This is a genomic window from Candidatus Nitrosocosmicus sp. FF01 (genome assembly GCF_047711275.1).
In the GTDB taxonomy this organism is placed as follows: domain Archaea; phylum Thermoproteota; class Nitrososphaeria; order Nitrososphaerales; family Nitrososphaeraceae; genus Nitrosocosmicus.
Genome location: NZ_JBLNIG010000004.1, coordinates 152,118 through 168,317, shown reverse-complemented (window position 1 = coordinate 168,317; position 16,200 = coordinate 152,118). Strand labels below are relative to the sequence as shown.

At 30.9% G+C, this 16,200-nt stretch carries 17 protein-coding genes; 11 read left to right on the top strand and 6 right to left on the bottom strand.

What is annotated here, in order from left to right:
- Nucleotides 1–391: 391 nt before the first annotated feature.
- A complete protein-coding gene (locus ACMT7R_RS12955) occupies nucleotides 392–1,711 on the top strand; it encodes a hypothetical protein (protein WP_415312371.1) in 1,320 nt (439 codons plus the stop codon).
- 308 nt (nucleotides 1,712–2,019) lie between these two features.
- On the opposite strand, the gene ACMT7R_RS12950 is transcribed toward ACMT7R_RS12955, so the two are convergent.
- The 3 genes from ACMT7R_RS12950 to ACMT7R_RS12940 all read right to left on the bottom strand — a co-directional run bounded on the left by ACMT7R_RS12950 (nucleotide 2,020) and on the right by ACMT7R_RS12940 (nucleotide 4,227).
- Nucleotides 2,020–2,256 (bottom strand): hypothetical protein, encoded by a 237-nt coding sequence (locus tag ACMT7R_RS12950; protein ID WP_415312370.1) that lies wholly within the window; start codon nucleotides 2,254–2,256, stop codon nucleotides 2,020–2,022.
- 810 nt (nucleotides 2,257–3,066) lie between these two features.
- On the bottom strand, nucleotides 3,067–3,573 hold the full coding sequence (locus ACMT7R_RS12945; RefSeq protein ID WP_415312369.1) for a hypothetical protein: 507 nt from the start codon (nucleotides 3,571–3,573) through the stop codon (nucleotides 3,067–3,069).
- A gap of 360 nt (nucleotides 3,574–3,933) precedes the next feature.
- Nucleotides 3,934–4,227 carry a hypothetical protein gene (locus tag ACMT7R_RS12940; RefSeq protein WP_415312368.1) on the bottom strand — a complete coding sequence of 98 codons (294 nt, stop codon included), beginning with the start codon at nucleotides 4,225–4,227 and terminating at the stop codon, nucleotides 3,934–3,936.
- Nucleotides 4,228–4,457: 230 nt separating this feature from the next.
- Between ACMT7R_RS12940 and ACMT7R_RS12935 the strand changes: the two genes are divergently transcribed.
- Together ACMT7R_RS12935 and ACMT7R_RS12930 are read left to right on the top strand one after the other, a co-directional pair.
- On the top strand, nucleotides 4,458–4,979 hold the full coding sequence (locus ACMT7R_RS12935; RefSeq protein WP_415312367.1) for a hypothetical protein: 522 nt from the start codon (nucleotides 4,458–4,460) through the stop codon (nucleotides 4,977–4,979).
- A 174-nt stretch (nucleotides 4,980–5,153) separates the two neighbouring features.
- Nucleotides 5,154–5,450: a hypothetical protein gene (locus ACMT7R_RS12930; RefSeq protein WP_415312366.1), complete on the top strand. Its 297-nt coding sequence runs from the start codon at nucleotides 5,154–5,156 to the stop codon at nucleotides 5,448–5,450.
- A gap of 195 nt (nucleotides 5,451–5,645) precedes the next feature.
- Here ACMT7R_RS12930 and ACMT7R_RS12925 read toward each other — a convergent pair whose 3' ends face one another.
- A complete protein-coding gene (locus tag ACMT7R_RS12925) occupies nucleotides 5,646–6,284 on the bottom strand; it encodes a TMEM175 family protein (RefSeq protein WP_415312365.1) in 639 nt (212 codons plus the stop codon).
- A gap of 590 nt (nucleotides 6,285–6,874) precedes the next feature.
- Nucleotides 6,875–7,432 carry a MarC family protein gene (locus ACMT7R_RS12920; protein ID WP_415312364.1) on the bottom strand — a complete coding sequence of 186 codons (558 nt, stop codon included), beginning with the start codon at nucleotides 7,430–7,432 and terminating at the stop codon, nucleotides 6,875–6,877.
- A gap of 1,020 nt (nucleotides 7,433–8,452) precedes the next feature.
- Between ACMT7R_RS12920 and ACMT7R_RS12915 the strand changes: the two genes are divergently transcribed.
- Both ACMT7R_RS12915 and ACMT7R_RS12910 read left to right on the top strand, forming a co-directional pair.
- Complete coding sequence (locus tag ACMT7R_RS12915) at nucleotides 8,453–8,794, top strand: hypothetical protein (RefSeq protein ID WP_415312363.1); 342 nt, start codon at nucleotides 8,453–8,455, stop codon at nucleotides 8,792–8,794.
- A 4-nt stretch (nucleotides 8,795–8,798) separates the two neighbouring features.
- A complete protein-coding gene (locus ACMT7R_RS12910) occupies nucleotides 8,799–9,341 on the top strand; it encodes a DUF2299 family protein (protein WP_415312362.1) in 543 nt (180 codons plus the stop codon).
- A 659-nt stretch (nucleotides 9,342–10,000) separates the two neighbouring features.
- On the opposite strand, the gene ACMT7R_RS12905 is transcribed toward ACMT7R_RS12910, so the two are convergent.
- Entirely contained in the window at nucleotides 10,001–10,177 is a 177-nt protein-coding gene (locus tag ACMT7R_RS12905; RefSeq protein WP_415312361.1) for a hypothetical protein, read from the bottom strand.
- Nucleotides 10,178–11,028: 851 nt separating this feature from the next.
- Between ACMT7R_RS12905 and ACMT7R_RS12900 the strand changes: the two genes are divergently transcribed.
- From ACMT7R_RS12900 to ACMT7R_RS12875, 6 genes are all read left to right on the top strand, one after another.
- Complete coding sequence (locus tag ACMT7R_RS12900) at nucleotides 11,029–11,232, top strand: hypothetical protein (RefSeq protein WP_415312360.1); 204 nt, start codon at nucleotides 11,029–11,031, stop codon at nucleotides 11,230–11,232.
- Complete coding sequence (locus tag ACMT7R_RS12895; RefSeq protein ID WP_415312515.1) at nucleotides 11,204–11,581, top strand: DUF2299 family protein; 378 nt, start codon at nucleotides 11,204–11,206, stop codon at nucleotides 11,579–11,581. Before ACMT7R_RS12900 ends, ACMT7R_RS12895 begins: the two co-directional genes overlap by 29 nt.
- A 904-nt stretch (nucleotides 11,582–12,485) precedes the next feature.
- On the top strand, nucleotides 12,486–12,623 hold the full coding sequence (locus tag ACMT7R_RS12890; protein ID WP_415312359.1) for a hypothetical protein: 138 nt from the start codon (nucleotides 12,486–12,488) through the stop codon (nucleotides 12,621–12,623).
- A gap of 11 nt (nucleotides 12,624–12,634) precedes the next feature.
- A complete protein-coding gene (locus ACMT7R_RS12885; RefSeq protein ID WP_415312358.1) occupies nucleotides 12,635–12,787 on the top strand; it encodes a hypothetical protein in 153 nt (50 codons plus the stop codon).
- A gap of 142 nt (nucleotides 12,788–12,929) precedes the next feature.
- Complete coding sequence (locus ACMT7R_RS12880; RefSeq protein WP_415312357.1) at nucleotides 12,930–13,913, top strand: hypothetical protein; 984 nt, start codon at nucleotides 12,930–12,932, stop codon at nucleotides 13,911–13,913.
- Between the two features lie 201 nt (nucleotides 13,914–14,114).
- Nucleotides 14,115–15,848, top strand: coding sequence for a DUF2254 family protein (locus tag ACMT7R_RS12875; RefSeq protein ID WP_415312356.1), 1,734 nt, complete (start codon nucleotides 14,115–14,117; stop codon nucleotides 15,846–15,848).
- Nucleotides 15,849–16,200: the final 352 nt, after the last annotated feature.

Sequence of the window (16,200 nt, the reverse complement as noted above, 5' to 3'; positions counted from 1 at the left end):
CTTTTATTACGAATATCGGCAATATTCATTGTTATATAACGAATATAATATAGAAGAACTTGTATATAGACCCGTATACTATGCGGGTTCGGTGGTATGTGAAACAAATTTGACATCATTTTGTCACGCATAAAGTTGTTTTCAATAACAATAAAATAGTTGCAAAAACTGAAATAGAGTTTCACCTATGAATATTGTAGAGATTTCCGCGTAACCTAATCCCAAATTTTAATAATTTAACTGGCGGGACTGATATACAGTCTTAGTTCTATGAATTTGCATTCAATACTGGAACGATATTAGATCCTAATTTATTGATAATCTAAAACTAAAACTCGGACTTAAAATGTCATTTAAAAAAAATAATATCAAGCTGATTCTACTATAACCAGTGGAATATTATAATTTCTTATGCATAGATATTATTGGATCATCAATTGAAGTTGACACTCAATTAAATAATATAGAAGATTTACTTAAAAAAATTAAGGACTTTCTGTCTACTGCTAATGAAGGGGAACTACAAACATCATTTACTGGCGATGGGGCAATAATTTGGTTTAGAAAAGATTCCATTTTACCTTTACAAATGGCATTGAAAATTCATGAAAAATTTCCACAATGTACTGAAGAACAAAGCTTTGGTTTAAAAATTGGTATTGCACGAGATAAAGCAGCAGAAATAGAATCAGCCAAATCAATTCTAGGCATACCAGTGTGGGGTAAAGGTCCAACCTTTGCTAGGAGATTGTGTGATCTGTGTGACGACGGTCACATATTACTTGATGAAAACGCCTACAAGTACTTTATTAAAAATTATGGAAAGATAACTCATGATCAGTTCGGTTTTAATATCGTTGATGGCAGATTCTTTCAAGATCTTGGAGAATTCTTTGTAAAACACAGAAAACCTGTTCATGTCTACAATTATTGCAATACCAAGAAAGGTAAAGGATTATTTAGTTTCGGAAATATGGATATTCCAAGAGATAAAAGAGGATTAATTGACAGAATAGATATAAACTCGGATTTAGTAGTTCCATTTGATCTATTTTTAGAATCTGAAGCGTTATCGTTAAAGAAGAAAATTGATAACGGTGAGGAAATAGTACTGCTTGATGAATCAATAACAAATCTTTATCATGCGTTATTTGAAGACGCCACTCAGTATGATTCAACCAATTTACTTCTTCCAAGTAAATTTCAAGAGTATCAATTAAGAACATCTTACTTAAACTGTCAGGCAAATATGATACGTCGGTCTAGACACGAGGATTTTAAGAGTGTACGAATAATGGTTCTTGATAAATTATTAATCTTAAAAGATTGGCAGAATTCTAAAACTAGAGATCTAAGTACTGATTTTTTTAGATGGCATAAAGAATGGGGTGTCACGTTATTACAGATAGATCCAGATAGATCTTTAGAGATTGTCAGAATGTTGGAAGACAGACTGCCTACATTTTACCTTAAAAGTACTCAAATGGGATTTTGGAAAGAAAAATATGTGATGCAGTTTGAAAATTTTGGAACAAGTGAAAATAATAACAGCGATAAACGAAACAGAATTTGGATCTCTGATTCAAATGCCCAGTATTACAAGAATTCTGAATTATTTTTGCAAGAATTGTTATCAAGCAAAGAATTATGGGAGATCCAATTTGAGGATAAGGTGGGAGTAGATTTTGTTAAATGGGATCATAGATATTAGAATGCTGAACTCCAAATAAATAATCCAAAAATCAAATTTACAATACTTTAAGAGCTTAATAATCGTATAATGATAGGTGTGGGATAGAATGATGATACTAATTAACTATGATATTCTTTATGCTATTAATTCTTTAATCCCTGGGCTACCAATATGGAATAACATCCTACCCCACATTTTTCACATATTGGCTTAAGTGCATTAGAATCAGAACTTCCTATACAACACGGATATTTTGTTTTCCCTTTATGATCTAATGATAATATTGTCCAAGAAGGACAATCAACCGGAGTAGTTTTGACTCCACCTCAAAGCCCCTTCATTAACTGCAATTGTTTTTCTTTGTTCATAACAAAATCAGGATATTTTTTCTGTAGTCCAATTATTTTGTCAATCACCTTACTTCTATTCTCTCCAAATGGAAGCCAAAGAGGATCATTATCATCAAACGGTGTGTGAAACTGAAATCCAATTTTATTGATAGTTCCTTTCCATTCTGCAATTAAATCTTCTATAGTCTTGTAATTCAGTGAATTTATAGTCATAGTTATCCATATATCTTTCCAAGCAGGTTTACCATTTCTAGGTGGTCCTTATGCCCAGTCCATATATAAGGTCAACCAATATTAATCGTACACTAATAGATTTTATATTATATTAATAATATCTCTTATACTGGGTGAATGGATTAGGCCAACTGCTAAAAGGATTCATGATTTAAGAAATGTTATGACTGTTTATTAGGCCCTGTTAACTTAAGCGTTTGAATTAGGGTAAATTTGAATTGTCATTGAACCAAACTACTCACTTTCGACAAGTTTGTTTAGAGTTTATGCACGATTTGAGACATAATGTTCTGATATTATTCATCCTAATCCATATGATATATTGGAAAACATTTGAAAAATTACGTTAAGTTCACAGGGCCGTTTATTACCAAGAATATCTATATTACTATTAATGAATATGAATTATCTACATTGTCAAAATGAATATCAAGTCCCCTTTTAACGCATAACAGGCTTTACCAAAGGTATTAAATCGGCTTATGAAATTTATTATCAAACTTGTCCCCATTGTGACAAACCAATCGTAGGCATCTATCAACATCCTGTTCCTGGATACGAATTTGATTTTGAAAAGAGAAAGAAACTAATAAAATTCTATGGTGAGCCAGCATAGTAATTCAGTTCTAATGCTAATCAATCTACTTTGCGATAGAGATGAGTTAACTGATCAAGTAGCGCTGTAACGTAAATTTCTTTCACGATACCTACGCCCCTAGATGTCTGCAATAACTTTTACATGTTCTATCATTACAAGCAAGGACCATATGAATACATTACAATTTTAACTCATCTTTTCTTAGTAAATAGATGAATATATTTTACTATTAAGTTAATGATTGCATACGAAAGTACTGAAGCAACAAGTGATGAAATGGTAGCAGCCTCTATAGCCGAGTAATCTAACTTTAGTAGTTGTATTATGAGAAGAAACCTTGTTATATTGTTAACAGTATCAAATATGGTGCTAGCAAATATCATTTTAATCAATATCTTCCTTAATGCAATAAAGTTGATTTTTCCAGTTAATCGCTTTGTGTAATCTCGTTTATTGTCAATATGAAAAAGAATTGCAAAAATTACCTTGTATGTCAGGAATCCTGTGATAACAGTTATTGCAGAATTTAGAATATGACTAGTAGAAAATTCTGCAACAAAGTGTGCAATAATAATACTAGATAGAAAGCCTGCTGAACCTGAAATTAGTAAATTTTTGTTTAGAGAGATTGTATTATAATACTTTTCGTAAGTTTTTATAAAGTATCCGTTAATTGTCTTCTGAGTAATTGGTTTCACGTGATATAATTAAATATGTTTATTAAGTTATTTAAGCCTGCAAAGTCTTTGAATTCATTTTTGTTGAGCTGCAACTCTATCGCATTAAGGTTTAGGACCCATGTAAAAATATTCCGAGCCTCCAAATTTTACCCATTACAAACAAGGATTCAATAGATTCGATCTCTCAATTGGTGGGTATAACTTTAACATTACATATAACAATTCTCATTCTGAGAAATAAGAATCAAAGTTGAAGATGACCTTTTATCAAGAAGGAAGTATGCATCAGCATATCTATCATTGATTATACTTATTATATGATTGATTTTGACTTCATTCTAACTATAAAAAAAGTTACACCTCTATATATTAATAATATTAGTTGAGCTTTAGTATTTCATCCCATGTGCCAGTCATAGATAACATGTAATATTTAATACTATTTCCGTATTCTAGTTCTATTATATCACCTGGAGTGATATGAGTTTTGAATAAATTATCCAGAAATTGCAAAAAGCTAGGACCTGCTACGATACTCTTTGTTTCTCTCTCTATAGGTTTGTTAAAGTATTTTTCCAGAGCATTTGTTAATCCCAGTTGACTTAGATTTTCTATCAGTTGTGTGATATCCATAAAAGTGGAATTTCTCTTGTATACTCTTAATATTGCCATATATGTTATTATATACGGTAAACTAGTATATAACCATGACAAATGTAATACAAATATGGCAATCACTGCCGGATTGTATTTGTAGCATATTTGTTTACATAGCTATCTAAGTTTAGATTTTGATACTTACGCAGGAATCAAGCAAGATAATATCTAAAACGATGATTAACGTTGATTAATAACGAGTTACTTGTTGATAATCTTAATAGGAACAAAATGTATATAATGGTATGTCAATTGGAAAATACTTTAATCGAGGAGTAATGGCTTTAGATGCTCCTCATATCGGTCATGTAGTCAAAGAAACCGATCACAATTTAGTAATATTTGGAGAAAATAATGAGAGATTTGATATTCCAATTTCTGAAATCAAAACAACTGGGAGAAATGTACTTATTGGTTTAACTATGAGAGAGATATATGAGAAATATTTTGTAAATAGAAATTCTCCTATACCTGTTGATGATATTGTACAAGAGTGGCAACTACCTGAAAATGTCGATATGGCTACTTATCAGGCTAGATATCCTAATTCATTGTTTAGTAGAGGAGTACGAATACTGAATGAAGATTTTGTGGGCTTTGTAATGAAAGAAACAAGAGACAAAATGGTCATATTTGGAGATAACGATGAGCGATTTGACGTTCAAAAATCAAAAATAAAAGAAGTTGGTAGTAATGTTATTCTAAACATGGATAACGATGAATTTAAGACATATAAAGTGAATAATCTTACCGTCTTGCCTAAATAGAAGATTAACGAATATAATTTGATCCCTAAATGTCTAATCCAATTCGATGAAGAGATTGAGAACTATTATATTTATTAAAGTAATGAATTAGGAGAAAGAATAGAAATATCTATCAACAATGATGTCTTCCACTGGACTGGGTACAATTGTTTTGAGATTGATGCGAGTCCCCAAATGCGAAAGTCAAAAATTAATAGCATAACAGGATATGATGATGGCTTTCTGACAATTGAATTTACTGATAGAAGTTGGGTTACAATTAATTTTCCAAATAATCTTGACGACTTGGCTAACGAAATAGAGTCAGCATTATTGCAATATAAGGGATGGAAAAGGGAATGCTTGTCCACCAATAGAATAAAAAGGATCATGATGGGGCTAAAGGATTACTTGGAAAATATAAAAAAGGCTCGAAGAATTCAAAATATACACCCAAATACGAGCTATCGTGTCTTAAAATCAGCCATTTGATCTAATACTCATTAGATTATGCATTACCCAAGTGGGTATAAAGAAAAGCAGGCATCAACCATTATATCTTGATAATCGTAACCATATATTAGAATTCTTATTGATATCAAATTTAATAGCTTTTATTATTATTTGTCAGGCTTACACAGATGCACAGTGATGATATCCTAAATCCTTGTCGAAAATTGATTGAAGTCAATGTTTGTTCTTCCAAAACAAGTATCTATTTTTTTCTACGGGCATTAAATAATATAGAGGTGTAGCAATAAATAATAAAATACTTAAATTAATACTTACAAAAGCCATTAGAATTGCAATAATATACATTAGAATACTAATTGAATATCGCCTTAGTTCCCTCCTTATGAAAGAAGGATCAAGGTCTTTATCAACTAGCAGGTTGTTTCTAGTGGCATACCACCAGTGTAAATAATTCCAAGATGAACAAATAATCAGATTGATTCCATATACAATGATAGCAAGTTGTTGATTACCAAATTCCCCCAGAAGAGAAGCTGAAAAAGGAATTAAAGCTATAAACATCAAGTAAAATATAGATAGTCCAAGAAGCGGTCGGTTAACACGTTTAATGTAGTGAAACTGATCATCATGGCTTATCCAAAAAAATCCCAGTATTATAAAACTGATTGCATAACTTAAAAGTGCGGGCCAGAGTTCGATTAATTCTTTTGGCAATTCAGTGGAAACCACTGTTGGAGAAATAAAGGGGATTGTTATTTCAAGAACCAAAATAGTCATGACAATAGCAAATACTCCATCTGTAAGTCTTTCTAAACGAGCTTTACTTAACCGTTCTCCAGACTCTGACGCCATACTATTTCTAAACTGGTAATTGATATATTAAGGTGAACTGCAAATTAACATAATTCAATAATAAATTACAAAAAGAAATAGAAGCTATATGGATAATTTATCCGATATGAATACAATAATCAATTGACATATTTTTCTTAACAAGTAAACGACAATCACACCATGAAAGGTAACATCAATCGATTCCACTTCAATAGGAATGTTGTTACTCCACATGTATGAATGCGTGTTTCCCAGCATCAATACGAATATGATTCCTCTGGGAACTCATGATTGTATCAATTTATTGATAACGGTTAATAACTTATGCCGTATATCATGAATATGAGTAGATTAGATAATCTTCAAATATCTATATGCAAAAATTGCATTCATACCAAAAATGAACACAGAAACGAGCCTTTCGGTCCAAAATTTTATGATCATCGATGTTTAGTTTGCAAATGCAGGCAATTTACGTGATACACTCTTACAAAGTACGAAACTTTAGTAGTCTTAATCTAAGGAATAATTTTTAAAAGGTGATTAAATCCATTACTTATTGTTAATGAAACTTTTTACCAGATCATCATTAAGACAATAACAATTATTTATGAAATTTGAATTGTTTTTAAACCATCTACTATATATTGTACAGAAATAGCCGCAATCAGAACAGCAAAGATCCTGCTAACAATTAGAGAACCTCTTCTACCAAGTATTCTATAGATGGTCCTAGTTGAATAGAACACCATATAGGTAATTCCTATCACAATCGCAATTGATAACATTGTGACGATCAATCCCGCAGTTTGGTATGAAAGTATTACAGCAGTGATAGCACCAGGGCCTGCCAATAAAGGAAATGCTAATGGGACTACACCCGAGTCATCAGAAACAGTTCCTCCAAATCTCCAAGCACCATGTGTTAATAATTCTATTGAAACTACAAAAAGCAATATTCCCCCCGCAATCATAAAGCTAGAAATGGTAATTCCAAAGATTGAAAGAATTTGCGTTCCTAAAGCTGCAAAGACCATTAATAAAGTACCTGCAGTGATAACAGTTGTTTTTGGTACCATATTATGTTCTTTTTTTGCAATTTTTTGAGTAATGCTTGCAAATAATGGGATAGTACCGATTAGATTGATCACAACAAAAAAGAGCAATAGCAGACCTTAAGAGATCATCTCTTAAAATATTTAAAAAGGCAAATAAATCAAGTAACAGAAACTATCTCTGGAATCAATACCTATAGTAGAAATCGCCTTGTTATTAAAATTCCTCTAACCAACAGAATACAGGTGCATTGATCCATAGAATAGCGGAATTTGGGTAATTTGGCATAGTCAAAAAAATTGAAATAACCCAAAATGAAGCATGGTCTGAAATGAAACTATAATGATGGTATCTATGGCATATATTATTATACGTCACATACTTTCGCGAAAATTTAATTATTGGGTTAAGGTTTCAACAGATAAAACAAGCATCATGTTACATATTACTCCGAGCATTAAGCTCGCTTAACCCATTTATTTACCCTTCCATCAGTTTTAAGTTTTACCGCAGATTTAGAAGAAAAGTACGATAGAGTAAAGAAAGTAAAATTTGGTTTAACTAGTATAGTCATAAGGGTTCCTGTTTTGAGATCGTAAAAAACTGCGTTATTACATGATACTCAGTAATACTCATTATCTAATATTCAGAGAGATGCTGGTGCAATCAACAATTTAGAAGAGCAATCCTGTATCAATGAAAATTCGGTAAAGATAAGGAGTTGCTTCACAGAACACAAAGTCAAATGTTCTTCAAGTATTAATTTAAATATAATTCCTTAATTTAGAAATCGTTGTCCAGTCGATGACATAATATCTATTTTATTATCCTGATTAAATATTGTCCATTATCATTTAAAAACTAGTTGAAACTATCATATTTCAGTTCATAGTAACGATTACAGCAATCTATCAGCGATATACACCATGACATACTTAATAGATACGAAATGTATATTTATTGTATGACAAACTTAGAATATTCTAATCAGACAATGATGTCTTTACATTCTCTCTATAAGACTATTGCAGCCAAGAAAAATGAAAAATAAACAAGTGAGTGTTTTATTAAGTAATAAAATATCTGATGACTTTTTTCAAAAATCCAAAAAGGAAGTTGAAATCTAAATAATGCAAATAACCACTAATGACGAATTAAAAAAGTATCATTTAAACAGAAATGATATTTTACTATCTACAAATTCAAAATTTGAAATAGAACTCTTTGAAAACAAAACTAATGAAACTGCTTTGGATATATTTCCTAATTCTTTATTTAACAAGAAAGTTAGTTTGTCGGATAATAGCTTTGTAGGGTTTATGATGGAAATGACTGATTCAAAAATAGTAGTTTTTGGAGATTACGAACAAAGATACGATATTCCTAAGATAAAAACAGCAGAATTTAATAATAATATAGTTTTAGCCATGGAATGGAACGAGTTTGCTTCATACAGAGTAAATGGTGACTAAATTATTGGAATTAAATAAAATCAAGCATCAAGAAATTCAAGTTGAAAATCTATTCTCCTATTCCATGATAAACAAAATAAAGAATTGGCTTGATGAAGCGCCTGATTTGTTTTACAGAGAAGAAGAAGATAATCTTCATCCAGGCCTCTATTACAAATTATGGATTTTCTTTAATGATGGCAAAACGATCTCAATATCTTTAGATTACTTTAAAAACTATGCAATCCAAAACTGCGTAGTCGTAGGTTGGCATTGGAGGCTTGACGATATAGACAAAGAAGCGTTAAGTAGCATAAAAAGCATAAAAATAAAGCGACAATTTATTGAATCCTTAACTGATATTTATGAAAATAAGAACTTTAAAATCACAGCAGATTTTAATGGGAAATATTTTAACAATATCTCTATTAGTAAGGATTTACAGTTAGAAGATTTGACTGAAAGTTATTTTTTTGAATGCCTTATAGACCTCTCACTTGCATGGGAATATGTAATGAATAATTTTGATTTTCGAAACATTCATAGAAAGAAATTGATTTACAGGTGAAACCTCTCTCCGGATTGCTAATTTAGTCTTACTCTTTTGAGCAAAATATACAATCACTAGCGAAGAATATTTCTATAACTATGCTATGATGTCATATTAAAATGCCAAATAGTTGTAACGAAGATAATGAACTACTCTTATGACATATGATGTAACCAAATAGATATTAAAAAGAGAATTTTTGAAACTTACCATCCAACAAATTAGAGTGGGATAAATTAACCCCTCTAGCGATTGAATAGCGTTAAAGTCAAATCTCATACGGACGCTGTGGGATTAAGTTCCGTATGGTATAAGGGTTCGGTGGTATGTGAGTCAAATTTGACTCTAGAAGATATTCAAGGATATGTGTTTCAAATCATATGTTGTTAAACTACTAGAGGAATACTTTTATCAACCGAATTTGCAAACAATACAGAATTAAAAGAAACAAGGTTTTTTAGATTAATTATTTATTCTCTTGTAGCATAGGTAGTTCCGCAATTATTATATACATTAAGAATTTATCAGGTTAGTAATATTGACAATGAACATCACTTCCTAATTGGATTCAGATACATCAAAAAATTTAACAGATTTAGAATAGAAAAAAGAAGAATTGTTACTACAACCTTTGGTTTATATAATTTCTTTGATTGTTGACACATACCATACCGTATTCATTCATCGTATTCTATCATTGCGGAATAATTAACGACATTATCTTTAGAATAAGTCGAAGTATAGTGTATTTTATAGCCTTTAGCAAACTCAAAGGCTTTCTCTTCTAAGAATTTATTTACTGAGGATTCAATATAGCCCTTAGTACTTGCCTCAAAAATCTGTACTTTAACCATGATGATCGATAATAATAATATTTATTTGCTATTTAGTGTTTGGTTTTAGTAGGCTTATGTATTATATCTAGTAGTAGTTACGAAAATAGGTTTCCACAGATTGAGATTGAGGGTCAAAATAAATACCAATTTGTTTCTCTTTGGTATCTAGTGTGGATTTTCACATAGGTCGAGGTTTAACTTTATGCAGTCTTAAAATAAGCATACGTATTAAATTTGATTTGAATATACTTTGATATAGCTTTGTGAACATCAAAGGATGATCTGTAACATCTAGACTAGTTACTAAAACATAAGCTGAGACAAGTTCTATTTCTATCAGAATATTAGGTAGTAATATGAAAATTAAAATCGGTAATAATATAATGGACATATTTCTCCCAAATTGACTCTACAAATAATACTATACCAATAAACGATTAGCAAGAATACTTGATTAACATGTACAATAGAATTCGTACCTCGCTAGTTAGATTTGATTTACTACTTTAACAATTCAGTGACTTGGTCCCTGTATTTAGTATTGACCTTAAACTGGTAAATTGCATATCACCCTGCAATACACAGCCTCATATTACCAGAGCAATTTTTTTAGGGGTTTAGAAAATGTCGTCAACAAATTAATATGTGTTGGAGGAAGGTTATTGCTAATTATTACTAAGACGGTTAACAGAATACATATGCACACAATACTTTATTGTAACCTTCCAATACCAAAATATCTAACTTGACAAATGATAATTCCAATGTGATTGCCATATCAATATGTTTGATCTTTTCCAACTGCCATCAAATTGTCAAACTGTATGATGACATGAAAATTTATATCATTTCCTAAACATTGATGAATATTGTTTACTCGGGATCAGGTAGCTAGTAAAATTCGTGAATGGTTAGAAGCAGAAAAATGGAAACTTTCTGAATTTAGAGATGCAAATTTTCAATTGGCTTATAAAATAGTCCTCTCTAGTGGAAGGGAAATTTATGTGGGGTTAGAAAAATCAGTAGAAAGGGTTACTATTCAAAATACCCTTCTCATACCACCAAGACGTTAAGAAAATCTATAGATTATCTCCTAACAAATACAAATTCTTGAATGAGCTAAAAGTGCATCTAATGGAAATGGAAGTTTCGGCAAAAATATATCCCAGTTTTGAAGAATTAGAATCCATCAATATAGCTAATTTCATATACTTTGATGGATTTTCAAGAAATAAACTTATCCACGAAATTTATAAGTTGGCAGATGCAACAGACTTAGTTATGATCATGTGGAAAAAATTTACTGAAAGTCACCTTCCTTCTGGGATCAGCAGAAATATTAGTGAGCTCATACCATATCTTAAATATACCCATCTATTGATCCACCACACAATAGCGAGAATGCGAAAGAGTAAATTCTAATTCCCATATTCTGGTTTGAAAAACTTAGAATATATCGATACCATAAATAGGTATTCTGTTTGGTAGTACATGAACAAATTGGACTTGTTTCATTTACCCTAAAAATCATTAGACGAACTTGGTAAAATATCGTACATTTAAAAAAGATATCCTTTGATTTCCCAGTGTCTAATGACATCGAATTCACATTTGTAACAAATCTAATATAATAGTGTCCAAAGTTACTAATGGTTACTATTTAGATTATTTTAACGTCAATTACTTTTAAAGCGAACATCTTCCCCTTACCCATTTAATCCATTATTGGAATTCAAGTTATTTTTTTCTTCAGTTGTAAGAAAATTAACGAAATTAAATATAGTAAGTATGTGGATTGGTCTTTTAATGACAAATAAAATACCTCCAAAAGACAGAGAAAGAAAGCCAGCTGAGCCCGAAATTAGTAAATTTTTGTTTAGAGAAATTGTGTTATAATACTTTTCATAAGCCTTTGTGAAGAATCTGTTTATTTTCTTCTGAGGAATTGGTTTCACTTGATATAACTAGAGATGTTCAATAAGTTATTTAAAACTGATAAAAAGACAATCGAGTCAATTCAATTCGAGGGATCAAATAACCAAGGTAGAATTCGTTGACAGTTCAATAGTTTCTAATGTCAAAAAAAGGGACAATCAGTGCATACTGGGATAGTGTATCACTCTAGTCTAGAGGACAACCCAGCAAGAAGTGCTCCCGAATTTGCGTCGTAATTAACCAAATAGACATAATACTTCTTACCTAATTTACCAATATTATTGTCACTCTGTGCTTAAGATGGACCTAGTGATTTATTGTAACTATTACCATAAATAGTAAATTTTTACCTATTTATATAGACAATGTTAACCCTAATATTCCATTACAAGTGAAATGTATTAAAAATGGTCCTCTTCAATGTAAGCAAATAATTGATGCTCAATTTCTAATGAAAAAAGACTTGGAGCAAGCACAGATCTTGATTGCCGAGGATGAAAGCGAGCTGTCATTTCTATTTAGGACTTGACTTCATTAGGTATGAGTATAAAAACAGCTAATACTGGACATGAGGCTCTAGACTACTTTAACGATAGCAAGAGGAAGGAAAGACCATACAACGCTGTTACAACGTTAGTCAAAAAGAGAAATATTAACGCCATCATATGTCGTATCATAAATTGCTTAAATTGATAATGGATATTATTTAAGATAGCTCTCCGTTGCGTAATTCAACGTGTTCTAATCGGCAATGACCTCAATATAATAGTAGTAAAATCAATCTCATCACAACAAAAAACCACCATATTAAACTAGTATAATCATCTAATAGAATATGAACGGATATTTTATTACTTATTTTATTACAAAAAATAGATTTATTCTATTGGCCATAATAGAAGTGTTTTTGTTTGTAGCTTATTTTTATATTGTATCACCATCAAATTTCGGATCGTTTTCTGATACGTTGAGATATTATATATCTGCACTAGGGACGTTACTTGCAGTGGTAGTTTCATTTAACACACTAGCACTACAAAATCAAATGAAAAACCTGCCTAAAGATTTATCCCAAGTACAAGACCAAATTGATAATTTGAATGACCTGCTAAAACCTATTCAAAAGCTAAAAGAAAGTAATTCGAGGCCTTCTATTAATACTGATAAGACATCTCAAAATTCAGAGAAAATTGAGAACATTCAGTTGAATGATAATGAGGATAAAGAGATTCTGTCTCGCGCTACTGAAAATTTGACTGATGTAATCAAAGGTATGATTATCATAGTCAAACATCTCTCACAACAGGCTGTCAAAGATAAAAGAAAGGTAAAAGAGGGAGAGTTTGATAACAAGTTATCTACTGTATATGTCGACATTATTACAGAGTGTAGCTTCAGACTAACTTTATACAAAAAGACCCACCACATATTTTCTGTTATCGCCATCTCTACTACAGGCTTCATTCAAAGACTCAATTTTTGTATGAATTCAAATAAAGAAGATAATGCAAAAGCAGAAGTAGTTTACGAATCTCTGAAAAGACTGCATGTTTTAAAAAGCATTGGTTATTCTATTTTTATTCGAAATATGCTAGCAGATTTATCTAAAGAATTATTAACTTCTTCCATTCCAGTCATCACATTTATTGGCTTGATAGCTTCCATCTCTAATTTTGAAAATTACGATATATTGATGTTAAGAGTTTTATTTGCAATTAGTATTACAACAGCATCTATTCCATTTATACTTCTATTTATTAGAACGATGCCAATATTATATCTTATTAAGGCTTCCTCTACAATTCCTTTTTCTCGGTAATATACATTTGAGGCTCCAAAATGAAATTTAACATACATCCAGGCCAGGATTGTAAAATGTGTCAATGGTGACCTTCAAAAAATTGACCAGCACCGGTTACTAGCAATTCGTATTTCTTCTGAAGTTATTTTAAATTCAACTATCATAATAAATATTACGTATGTATTTAATAAATAAAGATATTCATAAATCGTAGTAATAGTGACTTCATACAAATTATCTGATATACCCGTTGTTATTCGTTCTAGATGGAATAGGTTTATCAAATCCATTTTGTTTTATCCCATTGTATTTGCAGTTTGTGCATTAGTATTATTCTTAATAACGTCATCCGTTGACCATTCTTTTCCTGTTGGTTATAGTATTGACATAGGGTATATTGATCCTTTAATATTTACTGGGAGTCCTGATGCAGCCCGTGCCATTCTGTCTGCAATAGCCACCGGCTGGGCAACTATTCTAGGAGTAGCCTTTTCGGTAACATTGATTACTCTACAACTTTCTGTTTCAAAGTATATATCTCATTTAGTAAATCGTTTTGAGGGAGACAGAATTAATCAACTTTCTTTGGGTTGGTTTATCTTTACTGTTACTTACTCTCTTTTGGTTTTAAAGACTGTTAGAACTGAAGAATCTTCTATAAATTTGGCAGCTACGATGATGAATGTGTCCAATATATCAGCAAGCGCAAATCAACAACTAGAGTCATCTATCTTCACTCCAATCATAGGAGTAAATTTAGCAATTATCATATCGATTGTAGGATTGTTTATGCTCGTATTATATCTTCATAATATTAGCTCTTATCTCAAACCAAATATACTCATATCAAAGCTTATTGATCAAATTCTTGGTGCCCTAAAACCATATGAGAAGAGAACAGCAAATCAATCATCAAAGGATACGAAGATCTATACATCAAAAATATTTGAAGTAATCTCTCCTCACAAAGGTATATTGACCTATATTGATTGGAGTAAAGTTTCAGAAGTATTCACAGAACTAGCAGCGCAAAATGAGAAGAATCTCTGGATCGATTATTCTAAATCAATTGGCGACTGGATAGAAAAGCAAGATGTCATAGCTGTTGTTTATGAGTATAACGATTCTAAAAAGAATAAAAATGAAACTGAAAGTCAAAACGCACAAAAAGATGAATCTATTTTCGAAATTGAAAATCATGATGATTCTGATAATGTAACCAGTAATAACAAACACGATGAAAACAACGTCAATAAAGCTAAACAGAAACTTTTACAATATATAGAAATAAGTGATGACAGAGATCTAGCACGCGATCCTTTATTTGGTATAGAAGTTTTAAGAAGTGTTGCTATAAAGTCTGCTGAATTGGGAGATACCGATATAGTTAAATCTTGTATAACAGGGATGTTTAGAATACTGCATTATTCTCTTGTACATAAAGAAATAATTGGTATTCCATTTACGATAACTACCAAGGACTCGAAGAGAGAGGTTAATGAGATAACAGTACAAGAAAAAAAGAACAACAACGGAGAAGAAAATCTCATTAATGCAGATAATCAATCAATACAGACCTCTAATCTAAAAGCAATAATAAACCCAAAGGAGATAGTATTAGATAACCTTATTCTTGTAGAATTGTCCACTATAGTAGACAAGATTCTAACAACAAGAAACGTCCCTCTTGTTTTTCACACAGTTAGCGAATACATTACACAATGTAAAAATCTTGTTCGTGAAGGAAAAGATGATGAATTTAGGCTATTGTCAGATTGGTGCTCAGGCCAACTATTTTTAGCATTAAAGACTTTTCCACTGCACTTATCATCCACATTTATTGAACAATTATTAACCTTCAAAAAGGATTTAGAAAACAGTCCACCTCAATTTGCAAAATTATTTAATATGAGTATGAAAGATATTGTTTCTAAATCATACTACAGAGATTGAAAAAGAAATATGAAAGAAAAGCCAAGAGAATTTTGTACTCAATTCAATAATTCATCAAGATATTATGATAAGTTAGAAAATACTTTATTAACAAAATAAAGAACCTGAGTTGATAAACTTATATAAAATAAAAACGGACTGATATAAGAATCTCTAATCAATGTCTAAAAGAATGTTGCGTTGGTCATATGTAAAAAATAAATAAAAATTCGTTACTTAAATTCCGTCGTAAACCTATAATTTTGATAATCTAGCCGCTTATAGTTATTCGCCACAAATTTCGCAAGTTTTCATTTCCCCAATTCTATAGGAATATTATTGATAAACCCTTTCATGTTCAATAATCATACGA